This is a genomic window from Vicinamibacterales bacterium, assembly GCA_036496585.1.
In the GTDB taxonomy this organism is placed as follows: Bacteria; Acidobacteriota; Vicinamibacteria; order Vicinamibacterales; family 2-12-FULL-66-21; genus JAICSD01.
Window position 1 is genome coordinate 1 of record DASXLB010000074.1, and the last position, 16577, is coordinate 16577.

Sequence of the window (16577 nt, forward strand, 5' to 3'; positions counted from 1 at the left end):
GTCGGCTGTTCGGCAGCGGACTGGTGGTGGCGCAGGTTGCGATCTCGCTGGCGCTGCTGAGCGTGGCGCAGCTGTACATGAGCCACTTGCGTCAACTGCGCGGCGCGAGCCTCGGGTTCGAGCGCGACGGCGTGCTGCTGATGTCGGTGAACACCTCCCGCGCGCAAACGCGCCAGCAACTGGCGGCGCTCTACCGGCAACTCGTACCGCGCCTGCGGGCCATCCCCGGCGTGCGCGCCGTCGCGACCAGCGGCACGACGCCACTGGCGCTCGGGGCAGCCAGCCGGTTCCTTCGTGCCGAAGGCTACGACGAGCCCGTGGCGAATCGGTCACGAGTTGCGCTCAATTGGGCCTCGCCGGATTATTTCGCCACCTACGGCACGCCCGTCCTGGCGGGGCGTGACTTTCGCGACACCGACGGCGACCAGCCGCGCCGCGTCATCGTCAACCAGGCGCTGGCGCGGCAGTATTTCGCCGGCCGCGACCCGGTGGGCCGCCGCATCTGGCTCGAGAACGAGCGCGATCCGTACGAGGTCGTCGGTGTGGTGGGAGACGCGAAGTACTCGGATATCCACGTGGCGGCGCGGATGATTGCGTATGTCTTCGCGCCGATGTCGAGAGGCACGACGACGGTGTCGCTTCGGACGGCCGTGCCGCCGACGGCCATCGCGGCCGCGGCGCGGCGAGTCGTCGAGGAGGCGCTCGGCGCCGGCTCGGCGCTGCAGGTGACGACGCTGGCCGAGCAGGTCGACGCATCGATCATCCCGGAGCGGCTGATGGCGACCCTGTCGGGATTCTTCGGAGGCGTCGGTGCGCTGCTTGCGGCGATCGGCCTGTACGGATTGCTGGCCTACACGGTCACGCGGCGCACGAAGGAGATCGGGATCCGCGTCGCGCTCGGCGCCGCTCGTGGCGAGGTGATCCGGATGGTGCTGGCGAGCGCCGGGTGGCTGGTCCTTGGCGGCCTGGCATTTGGCGCGCCAGTCGGATTCTGGGGCAGGCGCCTCGCGGCGAGCCTCCTCGAGAACCTACCCTCGGGCGGGATCCTGCCGATCGGGTTGGCTGCGGCCATCATGCTTGCGGTGGCGCTCATCGCCGCCTACGTGCCGGCGCGCCGGGCGACGCGCATCGAGCCGCTCATCGCGCTGCGATCGGAGTAGTCCCCGCACCCCGCCCTTCGCGACCCGCCAGTCGCGCCACGTTCGACGCCTGCCACAGGTGCCGGCGCTCGTGCGCGGCGAGCACGTGTACGCCGGTCGCGAGGCTGAAGCGGATTGCGCGGATGAACGGGTTCGGGAAGCGCGTGGCGGCGAGATCGATGTCAGCGTAGACGCGAAGGAACTGCACGACCTGGTCGTGCGATGCGAAAAACGTGGACGCCGCATCGGCGAGCCGCGGTGAGGGCCGCGGCACGATCGTCCGTGGCGCGCGCATCCTGCGCGTGACCGGCGGCTCGAGCGATTTCACGAACCAGCCGCCCAGGACACCCGGCAGCGCCGACCGACGCCGCATGCGGCCCGCGACGCGCGCCTGGGCCGCCGGGGGCTGCATCGCGGCGATGTAGACGCGATTGCTGAACGCCAGATGGTCGAGGCATTCGGCCACGCTCCATGAACCTGGCGCGGGATGCCACGTGCCGTGCGCTTCGGTGAGGCTCGCGACGAGTTCGCGCGCCGTGCGTTCGTTGGCGTCATAGGCCTCGTGCAGGGATCGCAGTTCGTCGGGCAGTGCCGTCATCACGCGAGATTACCGCTGGAAGCCGGCAGCTGAAAGCCGACGGCTGGAGGCAGGCCCAAGGGCCCGCGCTACAGGGTCTTGATCGGGCGGCAGGCGCGAGGGCCTGCGCTACAGGACCTTGATCGGGAGGCCGGCCCGAGGGCCCGCGCTACAGGACCTTGATCGGGGGGCAGGCCCAAGGGCTCGCCCTACAGAACCTTAATCGGGAGGCAGGCGCGAGGGCCTGCGCTACAGGGTCTTGATCGGGAGGCAGGCCCGAGGGCCTGCACTACAGAGTCTTGATCGGGAGGCAGGCCAACGGCTTGCGCAACGGAAACCTTGATCGGGAGGCAGGCCCAAGGGCTTGCGCTACAGAACCTTGATGCCGATGTTCCGCCACCGCCAGAAGCCGCCGGGCTGCCAGCGCACCGGGCCGCCGTGAATCTGGATCGCGATGGGTCCTTCGATCATCCCGCCGAGCGCGTGGTTCTCGGTGTCGATCGCGTCACTGATCTGTATGCCGTTGATCCAGACCGTCGCGTGCGGCACCTCGCCCTCGACGCGGATGCGCACGGTGTTCCAGTCGAAGGGCTTCCACGCCTTCATGCCGGCGTCGTTCGACGCCATCGGCGTCGCCGGCGGCGGCGCCGATGGAGCGGCCGGCGCGGTTGGCGGCGTGGCCGCCCGGGCCGGCCCGGTCTGAAATCCCCCTTCACCGATCATCCGCCCCATGCTGCCGCCCGGCAGGTAGTCCATCGTGATCTGATAGGCGACGCCGGTTTCAGTCGTGCGAAAGAAGACGCCGCTGTCGCAGCCCCAGTCCGGCTTCGCCTCGAAGTAGAGCTCGAAGTTCTTGTACTTCTTGTCCGTCAACAACAGCCCGCCGCTGCCGAGCGGCTTCTGGGTGCCGAGGATCATCCCCTGCGACACGTGAAAGTCGGGCTGCACGCCGTGGCGGGCCTCCTTGCTAATGTGCCAGCCGGTCAGGTCCCTGCCGTTGAAAATCGGCGTGAAGCCGTCTGGCACCTGCGGCGCGGGCGGCTCAATCGAGACAGCGCGATAGTCGGGCACCTCACGCAGGCCTGGCCCGAGCGTGATCGGCGGGGGCGCCGGTGGCTGCTGCTGAGCCGCAGAGAGCGCGGTCGCGACGGCGAGAGCCGACAGGCGAATGAACGTGGAAAGCATGGCTGCGCGAGTGTACATTCTCCGCGTGGATTCAACGCGACGAAGATTCCTACGACTGGCGGCGGCGGCCGCGGCGCTCCCGGGCGCGGCCGACTTCCTCGCGCCCTGGCTGCACGCGCAGGCGCACGATCAGCACTATGCGCCGCCCGATCCCGGACTGCTCAAGGACTACCAGCCGAAGTTCTTCGACCAGGACGACTTCGCGGCGCTCGCGGCGTTGACCGCGATCCTGATTCCGACCGACGACACACCAGGCGCGCGCGAGGCGCGCTGCGCGCATTTCATCGACTTCCTGCTGCAGGCCTCCGAGAGGGTCGACGCGACCCTCGCACGCCAGTGGCGGCGCGCGATGCAGACGCTCCGCGACATCGGCTTCCACAGCGCCGACGCGGCCGGCCGCGACGCGCTGGTTGCCGCGATGGCCCGTCCGGAGCACGACCGCGACGCGACGCACCAGGCGTATTTCGCGTATCGCCTCGTCAAGCAGCAGAACACCTTCGCGTTCTACACGTCCCGCCAGGGGCTGATCGAGTGCCTCGACTACCGCGGCAACTCGTTCAACGTCGCGTTCCCGGCCTGCGATCATCCGGAGCACCGCACACTGTGAAGACCTACGACGCGATCATCGTCGGGTCCGGCGCGTGCGGCGGCTGGGCGGCGCTCGAGTTGACGAAGCAGGGCCTCGACGTCCTGATGCTCGAAGCCGGCGCGGCCGTCGATCCGGCGAAGGACTTCCATCATCGCTTTTCCTACGAACTCGACTATCGCGGCAACGGCGAACCGGGGCTGATGCGCCGCTACTCGGGCAGCGAGCGCAACTACAAGATCATGATCGACGACGTGGAGAACCCGTACACCACGTCGCCGGAGACGACGTATCGGTGGGGGCGCTCACGCGTGCTGGGCGGCCGCACGCTGCACTGGGCGCGCGCCACGGATCGCATGGCCGACTACGAGTTCAAGGCGGCGTCGCGCGACGGTTACGGCATGGACTGGGCCGTCTCGTACGGCGACATGAAGCCGTACTACGACCGTGTCGAGTCATTCGTCGGCGTCAGCGGCGCGCGAGAAGGGTGGCCGCAGTTTCCCGATGGCGTGTTCCTGCCGCCGATGCCGCTCAACTGCGCGGAGACGATTTTGACGGCCGCCTGTGCGTCGCTCGGCTGGCCGTCGACGCACCGGCGCCTCTCGCAGTTGACGCAGCCGCACAACGGGCGCCCGGCCTGTCACTACTGCGGCAACTGCGTCAACGGCTGCGACGTCGGCGCCATGTTCAATCCCATTGCCGTCACCCTGCCGCCGGCGCTCGCCACCGGCAAGCTCGAGATCCGCACCGATAGCATCGTCGCGCGCGTGCGCACGAACGCTGAGAATCGAGCGCAGGGCGTCACCTATCTCGAGCGCGCCACCCGCAAATCGGTCGACGTCGACGCGAAGTGGATCATCCTGGCGGCGTCGACGCTGGAGAACACGCGGCTGCTGCTGCTGTCGGCGAAGGGGGGGCTCGCCAACTCGAGCGGGCTGCTCGGCTACTACATGATGGACCAGGTGGGCGGCGGTGGCGTCAGCGGCATCCTGCCGAAACTGAAGGGCGGGCCGACGCGCCTCGACGATGGCAAGCAGGCGGGGATCACGATTCCCAACTTTCAGAACATCGACGCGAAGACGCAGCGCCAGGAGTTCATCCGCGGCTACGTGATGAACGCGACCGGCGGCCAGTCAGAGTTCCCCGCGTTTGCGGCCAACCTTCCGGGCTACGGGTCCGAGTGGAAGCAGGAGATCAAGAGCCGCTACGTGGCGCAGGCGCGGGTCTGGAATGCGGGTGCCGAGATGCTGGCGCGCAAGGAGAACTTCGTCGAGCTCGATCCGGAGGTGAAGGACGCGTGGGGGATTCCCGTGCTGCGCATCCACTTCACGCACAGCGACAACGACTACAAGCTGATCGAGGACTTTCAACAGAAGGCCGAAGAGCTGTTTCGCAAGGCCGGCGGGGAATTGATGCCTGGCCCGGTGGCGCCGGCGGGATTCCCCGGCGGCCCCGGCGCGCCGGACGCGCGTCCACCCGCGGCTCCGGCCGCCGCCGCGCCGCCACCGCGGCCGCCACGCCGCCGTCCGCTGAGCAGTTCGATCCACGAGTGCGGCACGGCGCGGATGAGCGTCAGCCCGAAGGACGGCGTGCTCGACTCCTACTGCCGGACGCACGACGTTCCGAACCTGTTCGTGTTTGGCGGCAACGCCTTTCCCTCGACGGGCGACAAGCACCCGACATTGACGATGATGGCGCTGACCGCGCGCGGCTGCGACCAGCTGCTCGCGCGCACGAAATAGGCCGCGCGCGAGCGGTGCCAAGGGTGCAAAGGGTGCCAAAGGTGCTAGCGGTGCGGGTGCTAAGCGGTGCAGGTGCTAGCGGTGCAGGTGCTAGGGTGCAGGTGCTAGCAGTGCGGGTGCTAGCGGTCCAGGGCGCTAGCGGTGCGGGGTGCTGGGGTTCCGGGTGGAGCAGCACCGTTGGCACCCAGCACCCCTGGCACCAGCACCCTTCGCACCCTTGGCACCTTTAGCACCCTTGGCACCGTCGCGTGAGCCCCGTTTGACACGCTCACTCCCCTAGATTATCTTCCTGAGCATGCCCAAACGCGGCACGCCCGCGATCCAGGGGGACATGCTGCAGGGCACGCTCGACGTGCTGGTGCTCAAGACGCTGGCGCTCGGACCGGCGCACGGGCACACGATCGCGCACGCCATCGAGCATCGTTCGGAAGATGTTCTTCAGGTCGAGCACGGATCGCTCTACCCGGCGCTCCACCGCCTTGAGGACCGCGGCTGGATCGCGTCGTTCTGGGGCACGTCCGAGAACAACCGGCGCGCGCGCTATTACCGCCTCACGCCGAAGGGGCGTCAGCAGCTCGACGCGCAGACGACGCGCTGGGACGAGTTGGTGCGCGCCGTCAACCGAATCCTGCGGCCCGCGTCTGAATAACAAGCCATGCGGATCCTCCGCGCGCTGCACCGGCGGTACTGGGACGACGAACGGCGCGGCGAGCTCGACGCCTACCTGGCGGAAGAGACCGCCGACAACCTCGCGCGCGGCATGACGCCCGACGCGGCGCGCACGGCCGCCCATCGCAAGCTGGGGAGTGTCACGCGCATCCGCGAGGAGATCTACGAGATGAATTCGCTCGGCTTCCTGGAAACGCTGTGGCAGGACCTGCGCTACGGCGCGCGCGTGCTCCGTCGCAACCCGACCTTCGCGCTCGTGACGATTCTGACGCTCGCGCTCGGGACCGGCGCCAACACCGCCATTTTTCAGCTGATCGAGGCCGTCAACCTGCGCACGCTGCCGGTCTCGCATCCGGACCAGCTGCTCGAGCTCAAGATCCTCAACGCCAAGCACGGCCGCATGGGCTCGTTCAACGGCAGCCGTCCGAACTTCTCCAACCTGGTGTGGGAGCGCATCCAGGCCGACCAGCGGGTCTTCTCCGGCGTGCTGGCGTGGACCACCACGCAATGGGACCTCGCGCCGGCGGGCGAGTCGCGGCCGGTGCAGGGTCTCTATGTCAGCGGCGGCTATTTCAGCACGCTGGGCGTTGCGGCGCGGGTCGGACGGGTCTTCACGGCTGCTGACGACCGGCCCGGCTGCGGCACGCCCGGCGCCGTGATCAGCGACGCGTTCTGGCAGCGCGAGTACGGCGGCGATCCGTCAGCCGTCGGACGATCGATCGTGCTCGACGGGCGTGCCGTAGACATCATCGGCGTGACGCCCGCGTCGTTCTTCGGTACCCAAGTCGGGCGCAGCTTCGACGTGGCGATGCCGCTCTGCGCCGACGCGGTGTTCAGCCCGAGGCCGCGCCTGAAGCGGCCCGACTTCTGGTTCCTTGGCGTGTTCGGGCGGTTGAAGCCAGGCGTCAACCGGGAGCAGGCCGCGGCGCAGCTGCGCACGATCTCCGCCGGGATCTTTCGCGACACCACCCCCGCCAACTACGACCCGTCGACGGCCCGGGACTATCAGACCTTCGAGATCGGCACACTGCCGGCGTCGACCGGATTCTCGAGCCTGCGCGCCAACTACGCCGATTCCCTCGGCGTGCTGCTGGCGCTGACCGGGATCGTCCTGCTCATTGCCTGCGCGAATCTGGCCAACCTGATGCTGGCGCGCGCGACGGCGCGCGAGCGTGAGATTGCGGTGCGGCTGGCGATCGGCGCGTCGCGGCCGCGCATCATCCGGCAGATGGTCTCGGAGAGCCTGCTGATCGCCGGACTCGGCGCCGCGGCGGGGCTGCTGGCCGCGCAGTGGTTTAGCCGCGCGCTCGTGTCTTTTCTCGACTCCGACAGCACGCGCGTCTTCGTCGACGTCGAACTGAACGCGAAAGCGTTCGGCTTCGCAGCAGTGGTCGCCGCGGCCGCCGCGCTGGCATTCGGCCTCGTGCCGGCCATCCGCGCGACGCGCACGTCCCCGAATACGGCGATCAAGGCGTCGAGCCGCTCGGTGACCGACAGCCGGGAGCGTTTCGGCCTCCGCCGCCTGCTCGTCGTGGCGCAGGTGGCGCTCTCGCTGATGATGGTCATCGGCGCGCTGCTGTTCGTGCGCAGCCTGTGGAAGCTCACGCACGTCGATCCCGGGTTCCGGACGGACGGCGTGCTCGTGGCCTCTGTGGACTATCGGAAGGCCGGCATTCCCGAGCCGGCGCGTGGGGCCTTCGAGCGCCAGATCGTCGAGCGACTGCGCGCGCTGCCGGGCGTGACTGGCGCGGCCCGCGCGTCCGACGCGCCGCTCGCCGGCAACTCCTGGAACCAGCACGTCGTCGTCGGAGGCGCCGAGCAGCAGACCAACGTCAACTTCAACTCGGTGACACCCGGCTACTTCGACGTGCTGCGAACGCCGCTCGTCGCCGGCCGCGACTTCGACGACCACGACACGCCGGAATCGCCGCTCGTCGCGGTCGTGACCGAGTCGTTCGCTCGCAGCTTTTTCCCGCACGGGGCGGTCGGACAGACCTTCCAGATCGTCGAGGACGTCGGTGTGGCGCGGCCGCCGATCCGGGTTGTCGGTGTCGTCAAGGACTCGAAATACGGGGATCTACGCGAGCCGTTCACGCCGCTCGCGGTCATGGATGGCGCCCAGGACAAGGAGTTCGATGGCTCGTCCGATGTGGTGATCCGCGCCACGACGGGGCTGACGGCGGTGAGCGCCGCCGCCACGCGCGCGCTTCTGGAACTGAACGGCTCGATCGTCGTGCGTTACCAGTCGATGGCGTCGATCGTCGCGGCGACACTCGTCCGCGACCGGTTGATGGCGACGCTGTCGGGGTTCTTCGGCGCGCTGGCCGTCCTCATTGCGGCGATCGGCCTCTACGGCGTGATGGCGTATACGGTCGCCCGACGGAAGGTCGAGATCGGCATCCGGATGGCGCTCGGGGCCGATCGCCGCGCCGTGGTCGGCATGATCGTGCGTGAAGCGCTGGTGCTGCTGGCGGCCGGCGCCGCGGTCGGGCTCGCGGCGGCGATTCCCGGCGCCCACCTGGCGTCGGCCCTTCTCTACGGACTTCAACCCGCCGACGTGCCGACGCTGGCGGCGTCGCTGACGCTGCTGGCCTTCATCACGACCGCCGCCAGCTGCATTCCCGCCTGGCGCGCGTCGCGCGTGGCGCCGACCGTCGCGCTCCGCGAGGACTGATGCGGATCGTCCGCGCGTTGCGCGCGGGCGTGGCGCGGGGGATTCGGCGACGCCGGCGGCCGCAGTGGCCGCGCTTGCCGTGGTCGGGATGGCGGCAGGCAGGCGATTTGCTTTAGACGGGTCCGTGATGTCCGAAGCGGACGCCGCGCATGAGCTCACCGAGACGGAGAAGCGCCACAACGTCATCCGTCTCGCGTTCGACGGCGACGCGGCGAAGCTCGACGCGTTCGTCGAGATCGTGCGGCAGACGATCCCCGAAAACACCGGCGTCGTGCTGCGAGGCAGCTCAGTGACCGGCCGTCGCTGGAAGGACGGCGAGGCGTTCGATGCCGGCGGCCCGGGGACGAGCGATCTCGATCTGACGCTCGTCGGCGAGCGCGCGCTCGACTACTTCATCTTCGACGGCTTCTTCGTACCCGGTGTGCACACACGTCCGCTCAGCGATCAGGATCGCGACATCGCACCGGACCTGGTGCCGCTGCGCGAGCAGCTGATGGCGATGGTGCGGCGGCCGGTCAACATCCAGGCGACGCGCGACTTCGTGATGTATTTTCGCGGCGAGTTGCTTGGCCAGCCCTACCTGACTCTCGTGGAGAAGGCCGACTGACGCTGCGGCTCCTGACCTACAACATCCGCCGGGGAGGCGCCGGGCGCGAGGACGCGCTGCTGGCCGTCATCCGTCCGCTTCAGCCCGACATCGTCATCTTCCAGGAGGCGACCAACCCGGCCGTCGTGCGCGCGCTCGCCGACGGAGCCGGCATGCGGCACTGCGCCGCGATGGCGAAGCTGTCGCTCGGCTTCATGAGCCGCGTGCCGATCGCCAGCCACTCGTGGCATCGCCCGCGCCTGTCGCGTCATGCGTTCCTCGAGCTGGTGCCGGCGGGGCTGCCGGTCCGCATCTTCGGGGTCCACCTGAGCGCAGTGTTTGCGGCGTTGACCGAGCGCCGGCGCTCGATCGAGCTGCGCGCGCTCATTGCGGCGATTGCGCGCGAGCAGCGCGGTTTTCACATGGTCGCCGGTGATTTCAATACGGTCGCTCCCGGAGAGCTGCTCGACGTGGCCGCCCTGCCGCAAAAGGTACGGGCAACGATGTGGCTGAGCGGCGGCCGGATCCGCTGGCGCACGATCCAGCTCATGCTGGACGCCGGCTACGTAGACGTCTTCCGCGCCACTCATCCCGCCGATCCCGGCTTGACCCTACCGACCTCAGGTCCGCAGGTACGCCTCGACTACGTGTTCGTGCCTTCCGCCGATCAGCCGCGCGTGACACGCTGCGAGGTGATCCGGACGCCGCCCGCCAATGAAGCATCGGATCACTTTCCGCTGCTGGCGGAGGTCACCGCGTAGGCAATCCGTGTTCGGCGGGCGACACGGAACCCCTCGGATAAGATTGAGCCGTGCCCGTGGGAACGGCCGAGAAAGCGCCAGCCACCAAGCTCGACGACGCGAAGTACTGGCATCGCGTCTTCGAGATGCAGCCCTCGTCGGTGACGATCGCCCGCACCAGTGCGGAGGACATCCAGCAGCGCCAGCTGGTGGTGTGGCTGGACGGCGAAAAGCTCGGCGACCTGATGTTCGGCCACGTGTTCGCGCGCGACGTGCACCCAGGGCGGCACCGGCTGCGGGTCAGCAACACGCTGGTGTGGAAGACGGTGGAGTTCGATGTGAAGCCTGGAGAGCAGGTGCGCTGGGAAGCGATCAACCGGCCCGGGCGCATCACTTACCCGATGCTGGCGATCATCGGCGTCGGGCCGCTGTATGTGACGCTGCGCCGGTTGACGTGAGCCGCCGGTCTCAGAACGCGAACCGCACGTCCACCTGCCGGAGTGTCAGCGGCGGGATCGGCTGCGGCGCAATCAGCGCGCCGCCGCTGACGACGCACTCGGACCACGGCGGCAGCGCGTCTTCCTGGTAGTAGCGTTCCACGTAGTGCCAGTCGGTGTGGACGAAGTCTGAGAACCAGCGATCCTGGTTGGTCACGCCGCGCTCGTGCAGCAACTGCAGCGCGTAGCGGGCCGCTTCCATCTCGTAGGCCTGCAGCACCTTCATGAACTCCGCCTTGTCGGAGGTGTGCTGCAGCGCCTCGAGCTTGTGCTCGATCGACGGCGCTACCCACTGCACTGAGTGGCCGAACAGGTGCAGCAGCAGGAAGCACTGCATCTCGAAGCCGACGTCGGGGTCGATGACAATCCTCAAGCCGTCGAAGATGCCGGTCCGTGGCGGCTCGAGGTCGCGGTATTCGATGCCGAAGCCGTGCTTGACGACGCCACTGCTGACGGCGGTCCAGATGTCGATCAGGTCGTGCACGGGAAGGTGCCCGACGCGGGTGCCGGTGACTTCGTGGCTCAGGAGCGGCTCCATCGCCGGCATGATACTGCGGCGGGCGAGCGGTACCGGAAAAGCCGCCGGCCTCGGCCATCAATCAGCGGTGAACGCCCGGCGCTTCGTGGCCCGTCCGGGCGACGTACTCCTCATAGGTGCCGGGATAGGCGTGCGGCTGCGCCTCGGTCCCTGACTCGCCGCCGAGCTCCAGCACGCGATTGCTCAGGCCCTTCAGGAACGCGCGGTCGTGGGACACGAACAGCATCGTGCCTTCGAAGTCGTGCAGCGCCTCGAGCAGCATCTCCTTGGTCGCCAGATCGAGGTGGTTGGTCGGCTCGTCGAGGACGAGGAAATTCGGCGGATTGAGCAGCATGCGCGCCATCACCAGGCGCGTCTTCTCGCCGCCTGAGAGCATCCGGATCTTCTTGTCGATGTCCTCGCCCGAGAACTGAAAGGCGCCGGCGAGGCTGCGCAGCACACCGATCGACTCGTGCGAGAAGTCCTTCTGCAGCTGCTCCTCGATCGTGAGATCCGGATCGAGAATGTCCAGCGACTGCTGCGCGAAGTAGCCCATCGCCAGCGACGCGCCGAGCGTGACCGTGCCTTCGTCCGGCGCCAGCGCGCCAGCGACCATCTTCAAGAGCGTCGACTTCCCGGCGCCGTTCCGGCCCATGACGCACCAGCGCTCGCCGCGGCGGATGTTCAGGTTGACGCCGTCGTGCACGGTGCGGCTGCCATAGCGCTTGGTGACGCCTTCGAGCGTCGCGACCTGATCGCCGGAGCGCGGCGGTTGGCGGAAGTCGAACGTGACGATCCGCCGCTTCTTCGGCAGTTCGACCTTCTCGATCTTCTCCAGGGCCTTGACTCGACTCTGCACCTGGGCTGCCTTGGCGGCGTGCGCGGCGAAGCGTTCGATAAAACGCTGCTCCTTGGCGAGCATCGCCTGCTGGCGGGCATACGCGGCCTCGCGATTGGCATCGCGAATGGCGCGCTCGCGCTCGTAGAAGTCGTAGTTGCCGGAATAGACGGTGATCTCGCCGTCGTCGATCTCGGCGATCCGGCCGACGATCCGGTTCATGAACTCCCGGTCGTGCGAGGTCATCAGCAGGGAGCCCGGCAGCGACTTCAGGAAGGCCTCGAGCCAGATGATCGACTCGATGTCGAGGTGGTTGGTCGGCTCGTCCATCAGCAGGACGTCCGGCTTCATCAGCAGTACGCGCGCCATCGCGACGCGCATCTTCCAGCCGCCGGACAGGTGCCCGACGTCGCCGTCGACGCGCTCGTCCTCGAAGCCGAGGCCGTGCAGCACCTCGCGCGCCTGCGCTTCGAGCGCGTAGCCGCCGAGATGCTCGTATTCCTCCTGCACTTCGCCGAAGCGCTCGAGGATTTTCTCCATCTCGGCGGCGCGATCGGGATCGGCCATCGCGTGATTCAGCGCCTCGAGCTCGTGATGGAGCTGCCCGGCGCGGCCGCTGCCGGCGATCGTCTCGTCGAGCACAGAGCGGCCGGCCATCTCCTCGACGTCCTGCTTGAAGTAGCCGATGGTGAGCTTCTTCGGGACGGAGACGTCCCCTTCGTCTGGACCTTCCTCGCCGACGATCATCCGGAAGAGCGTCGTCTTGCCGGACCCGTTGGGCCCGACAAGGCCGACCTTTTCACCGGGATTGAGCTGAAAGGACGCGTCGACGAAGAGGATCTGCTTTCCGTACTGCTTGCCGATTTTTGTGAACGAGACCATTGGTTGATAGATTCGATCGTATGGGAGATCGCCTTAGCGGCCAGGTCGCGATGGTCACCGGCGGTGGACGCGGGATCGGCCGCGCCATCTGCCAGGAGCTGGATGCCCAAGGCGCGCACGTCATCGTCCACTATGGTCGCAACCGTGCGGCGGCGCAAGAGACCCTGGCCGGCTTGGCCCAGCCGGGGGCCCTCCTCGAAGCCGACCTCGGGTCGCCGGCGGCCATTTCGGCCGCCATCGCGCGACTCGACGCGGACCGTGTCGATATCCTCGTCAACAACGCAGGCGTGTGGAAACCGACGCCGCTCGGCGCCACAGCCGAAGCGACGCTGGACGAGATCCTGAACGTGAACCTGCGAGGGGTCTTCTGGCTGACGCAGGCGCTCCTGCCCAGGCTCAGCGACGGCGCGCGCATCGTGAACGTGTCGTCGACGGCCGCCCGCGTCGCTATCGCCGGCGGGCGAAGCCTTTATGGCGCGACCAAAGCGGGCATCGATGCGCTCACGAGGAACTGGGCGTTGGAGCTGGCGCCGCGCCGCATCAGAGTCAATGCCGTCGCGCCGGGCTATGTCGAGACCGACATGACCGCGACGCATCTTGGCGATCCCGAGGTGCGCGCGCGCGCGCTCCAACGCCACCCGCTCGGCCGCCTCGGCACTGTTGAAGACGTGGCGCGCGTCGCCGCGCTTCTGTGTACGGAAGAAACGGGATTCGTGACCGGCCAGTCGATCAACGTCAGCGGCGGGTTCGTCGTCTGATTCGTCCGAGGGCGTTGCCCAACGGGACCTCGAACGCACGATTGCTGACGATTCGCCGATAACTGATCTTACGCGGTGACGGCCAGCGGCGCGCGCGGCGCGTCGTGTGTCGTGCGCGGGGCGACGCGCGCCGCGCGATCCTCGAGCGCGAGCAGGCTCGGAGGCTCGCCGTTCTGTCCACCTGCGCCAGCCGCCGTCGATCGCGACCGATAAGCGACCAGTCCAGCGCCGATCGCCGCGCCGATCCCTACACTGGCCGCCAGTGCGACACCGATTTCCGGCAGCGCCAGTGCGGTGACGACGACGGCGCCGAGCATGCCCAGGCCACCGAGTCCGGCGATCCGGATATGGGCCATGTTGATCAGATCTGGCGACATCGGTTCGAGCGGCGAACGCGTGACCACGCCCGATGAAGGACGCCGGTTGAGGCACACCAGGACGCCCGCAAGCAGGAGACCGCCGACGAGTGCCGGGAGAACGAGTGAAACCAGAGTCATACGTCCCTCCTGCGTCGAGTATGCGCCTTTTCGAGTGCCGTGGCCACCTAGCGAATCACCCAGGACGGCGCCGCGAGCCAGTCGTTCGGATAGTCGCCGATCGGGGCGCCCGGGGGCGCCTCGTAGGTCGAGGGGGTGCGAATGGGTTCCATCGGACGCTCGAGGAAGCGCTTGATGTCGGCGGACAGGAGCCCGGCTGCCGCCATGTCGCCAGCCACGGTGGAGTCGGGGAAGGCGAACCCGCTGATCGACGACAGGGCGGTGGAGGCAATCGCGCGCACCTGGGGCATCGGGGCGCCGCCCGCGAGCCAGATCAGTCGTTCCACGAGAGCCCGCGAGGTAGCCCGGCGAATCTCCTGTTCGTAAGGCGTGGCGACCGCCCCTTTGAACGTCGCAGACCGCAGGGCTGAGATCACGTCTTCCAGTCCCGGCAGCGTGGGATCGACCGCATGCTGCGCGACCATCCGCGCGGCGCGATCGGGCTGCAGCAGGAAACCGATCGTGACGTCGGCGGCGATCGCCGCCGGAGCGATCGGATCGAAGGTGTCGCCGGTGTAGCGTGCGAACAGCTCGCGGTGCATCCCCCAGCCGGAGGGCCGCGGCGGGATCTTCAGCAGGGCGTTCTTCGGCAGCGCCAGCTCCGACGGCGCGAGCGTCGCCACCAGCGCATCGAGCGCCGCCTTCTGCTGCGCGAGCGGCACCCATTTCGTCGGAATCCGGTCGTCACCGCGCATCGCATAGATGTAGTCCTGGCCGGCGACGGTCGAGGCCGCCGCTTCGACGGCGTACCGGTGGTACATGTAAAGCGGCACCAGCGCCTCTTCCATCGTCGCCATCGGCGCATCCTTCCGGATGACCGATTCATCGAAGCGGTTCAGCGCGGCGCGCCGGACCTTCATGATCCGGTTCAGCTCGGCGCCCTGCTCGAGACCGACACCGTTGTTCCACTGATCCGATCGGGGCGTGGAATCGGTATCCTGATTGGTCATGTAGATCAGGTCCTGCTTCCAGGCGTCATCGAGGATCTTCTCCAGTGCAGCCTTCTCGTCGGTGCCCTTCGGGAAGTCCGAGTAGCCGTAGGTAATCGCCACCTTGTCCCAGTCGCCGATGCCGACGGGATAGGCCTGCGACAGGTCGATCGTGCCGTCGGCGTTCAGCTTCTCGAGCGGATGCGGGTAGTCCATCACCGAGATGCGCCCCTTCGAGCTGTTGTAGTACTCGTGGCCGAGTCCCAGCGTGTGGCCGACCTCGTGCGCGGCGAGCTGGCGGATGCGGGCGAGCGCCGTCTGCGTCAGCACGGCCGGGTTCTCCGTGCCGTCCTTGTACGGCGCGAGCAGCGCCTCGAAGATCAAGTAGTCCTGCCGGTCGCGCAGCGAGCCGAGCGTGACCGTCGCCTTGATGATCTCGCCGGTGCGCGGATCGGAGATCGATCCGCCCGTGCTCCAGCCGCGCGTCGAGCGGTGGACCCAGTTGATCATGTTGTAGCGGATGTCCATCGGGTCGGCCCCTTCCGGCAGCAGCTCGACGCGGAAGGCGTTGCGATAGCCGGCCGCCTCGAACGCCTGGTTCCACCAGCGCGCGCCTTCGAGCAGCGCCGTACGGATCGGTTCGGGCGCGCCGCGATCGACGTAGTAGACGATCGGCTTTTTCGGGTCGCTGAGGCGCGCCGTCGGATCGACCTTCTCGAGACGATGCCGGCGCAGCAGGTGCTGAACCATCGGCGTGCCCATCGGCGCCGCGTAGTCCATGTACTGCAGGCCGCCGTAGCCGGCGCGAGGGTCGTCGTAGCGCGGCTTGTAGTTGTCGTCGGGCAGTTCAGCGAACGTGTGATGGACACGCAGCGTCACTGAGTCGGCCGACGGCGTGACACTGCCGACCGTGCCTGAGAACAGACCACCGCCGAAGCCGCCGCCCCCGCTGCCGGGGACCGCGCCACCCACCGACGGCGGCCCTTGCGCCGGCCCCGCGCCGCCGCCGCGTCCGCCGCCGGCGGCCTCGCTGGCAAACGTCAGGATCGTGTCGATCTCGGAGTTCTTCGGAAAGCCCTTCGTCCACGGCACGTCGAACGTGCTGCGCGTCCGGTCGATGCGATACGTGCCGGGGCGGAGCCGCGGCGCGATGTTGGTGGAGTCGCGCAGGAAGAAGTCGCTCGCATCGACGAGCACGTGCCCGCCGCTCTCGGCCGCGACGGTGAAACCCCAGAGGATCGACTTGGCGAACGCGTCCTCGACGGCGCGGCGCTCGTCGGGATTCGGGCTGTTGGCGCGGAAGGTGTAGTTCGGCTGCACCATCATCACGCGCGGCCCGATGCGCTGAAACTTGACGACGCGCCCCTGGCCGCCCTGGCCACGGTCGAGACCGATGTCGTTTGAACCGAGGCCGGCCGTCAGGCCGGTCGCATAGAGCATCTCGGTGTCGAGCTTGTCGATCTCCATCCAGAGCGAGCCGGTGCGCTCGTCCCAGTAGAGGGGGAGATAGCCATCGAGTTTCTGCATGCCCGCGGTGCGGGCCTCGATGGTCGGAGGGGGACCGGCCGGCTGTTGAGCGCCGGCGCCGCCGCCGCGCCCCTGCGCGGAAGCCACGGCGCCGACGAACGTGAGAGCGGTCGCGAAGAGAGCAGTAATCCGCATGCGCGGATTCTATCTCGGACAGAAAGGGCCGGGGATCAGATCCCGACCGTCTGCCTCGAA

The 16577-nt window shown here is 68.3% G+C and carries 15 protein-coding genes; 9 read left to right on the forward strand and 6 right to left on the reverse strand.

Features of this window, described 5'->3' with window-relative positions; all coding sequences use genetic code 11:
- The coding region (locus VGI12_21350) for an ABC transporter permease (protein ID HEY2435231.1) at positions 1 to 1160 on the forward strand (1160 nt) is incomplete at its 5' end.
- On the opposite strand, the gene VGI12_21355 is transcribed toward VGI12_21350, so the two are convergent.
- Positions 1138 to 1737 (reverse strand): DinB family protein, encoded by a 600-nt coding sequence (locus VGI12_21355; protein HEY2435232.1) that lies wholly within the window; start codon positions 1735 to 1737, stop codon positions 1138 to 1140. The two genes, VGI12_21350 and VGI12_21355, sit on opposite strands and share 23 nt — an antisense overlap.
- Before the next feature lie 348 nt (positions 1738 to 2085).
- Complete coding sequence (locus VGI12_21360) at positions 2086 to 2901, reverse strand: DUF1080 domain-containing protein (protein ID HEY2435233.1); 816 nt, start codon at positions 2899 to 2901, stop codon at positions 2086 to 2088.
- A 25-nt stretch (positions 2902 to 2926) separates the two neighbouring features.
- Here VGI12_21360 and VGI12_21365 point away from each other — a divergent pair, with 25 nt between their 5' ends.
- The 7 genes from VGI12_21365 (at position 2927) to VGI12_21395 (ending at position 10356) form a co-directional block, all read left to right on the forward strand.
- Positions 2927 to 3508: a gluconate 2-dehydrogenase subunit 3 family protein gene (locus tag VGI12_21365; protein ID HEY2435234.1), complete on the forward strand. Its 582-nt coding sequence runs from the start codon at positions 2927 to 2929 to the stop codon at positions 3506 to 3508.
- A complete protein-coding gene (locus tag VGI12_21370) occupies positions 3505 to 5229 on the forward strand; it encodes a GMC family oxidoreductase (protein ID HEY2435235.1) in 1725 nt (574 codons plus the stop codon). The genes VGI12_21365 and VGI12_21370 overlap by 4 nt, the downstream gene beginning before the upstream one ends.
- A 295-nt stretch (positions 5230 to 5524) precedes the next feature.
- On the forward strand, positions 5525 to 5878 hold the full coding sequence (locus VGI12_21375; protein HEY2435236.1) for a PadR family transcriptional regulator: 354 nt from the start codon (positions 5525 to 5527) through the stop codon (positions 5876 to 5878).
- 6 nt (positions 5879 to 5884) lie between these two features.
- Positions 5885 to 8572, forward strand: a complete 2688-nt coding sequence (locus tag VGI12_21380; protein HEY2435237.1) for an ABC transporter permease — start codon at positions 5885 to 5887, stop codon at positions 8570 to 8572.
- A 127-nt stretch (positions 8573 to 8699) separates the two neighbouring features.
- Positions 8700 to 9179 carry a hypothetical protein gene (locus VGI12_21385; protein HEY2435238.1) on the forward strand — a complete coding sequence of 160 codons (480 nt, stop codon included), beginning with the start codon at positions 8700 to 8702 and terminating at the stop codon, positions 9177 to 9179.
- A 23-nt stretch (positions 9180 to 9202) separates the two neighbouring features.
- Positions 9203 to 9919 (forward strand): endonuclease/exonuclease/phosphatase family protein, encoded by a 717-nt coding sequence (locus VGI12_21390; GenBank protein ID HEY2435239.1) that lies wholly within the window; start codon positions 9203 to 9205, stop codon positions 9917 to 9919.
- A gap of 50 nt (positions 9920 to 9969) precedes the next feature.
- Positions 9970 to 10356 carry a hypothetical protein gene (locus VGI12_21395; GenBank protein ID HEY2435240.1) on the forward strand — a complete coding sequence of 129 codons (387 nt, stop codon included), beginning with the start codon at positions 9970 to 9972 and terminating at the stop codon, positions 10354 to 10356.
- A 10-nt stretch (positions 10357 to 10366) separates the two neighbouring features.
- On the opposite strand, the gene VGI12_21400 is transcribed toward VGI12_21395, so the two are convergent.
- Together VGI12_21400 and VGI12_21405 are read right to left on the reverse strand one after the other, a co-directional pair.
- Positions 10367 to 10933: a hypothetical protein gene (locus VGI12_21400; GenBank protein HEY2435241.1), complete on the reverse strand. Its 567-nt coding sequence runs from the start codon at positions 10931 to 10933 to the stop codon at positions 10367 to 10369.
- Positions 10934 to 10994: 61 nt separating this feature from the next.
- A complete protein-coding gene (locus tag VGI12_21405) occupies positions 10995 to 12632 on the reverse strand; it encodes an ABC-F family ATP-binding cassette domain-containing protein (protein ID HEY2435242.1) in 1638 nt (545 codons plus the stop codon).
- A 50-nt stretch (positions 12633 to 12682) separates the two neighbouring features.
- Here VGI12_21405 and VGI12_21410 point away from each other — a divergent pair, with 50 nt between their 5' ends.
- Positions 12683 to 13390, forward strand: coding sequence for an SDR family oxidoreductase (locus tag VGI12_21410; GenBank protein ID HEY2435243.1), 708 nt, complete (start codon positions 12683 to 12685; stop codon positions 13388 to 13390).
- Between the two features lie 68 nt (positions 13391 to 13458).
- Here the strand turns inward: VGI12_21410 and VGI12_21415 are convergent, their stop codons facing one another.
- Positions 13459 to 13887: a hypothetical protein gene (locus VGI12_21415; GenBank protein ID HEY2435244.1), complete on the reverse strand. Its 429-nt coding sequence runs from the start codon at positions 13885 to 13887 to the stop codon at positions 13459 to 13461.
- 47 nt (positions 13888 to 13934) lie between these two features.
- Complete coding sequence (locus tag VGI12_21420) at positions 13935 to 16517, reverse strand: zinc-dependent metalloprotease (protein HEY2435245.1); 2583 nt, start codon at positions 16515 to 16517, stop codon at positions 13935 to 13937.
- Between the last annotated feature and the right edge of the window lie 60 nt (positions 16518 to 16577).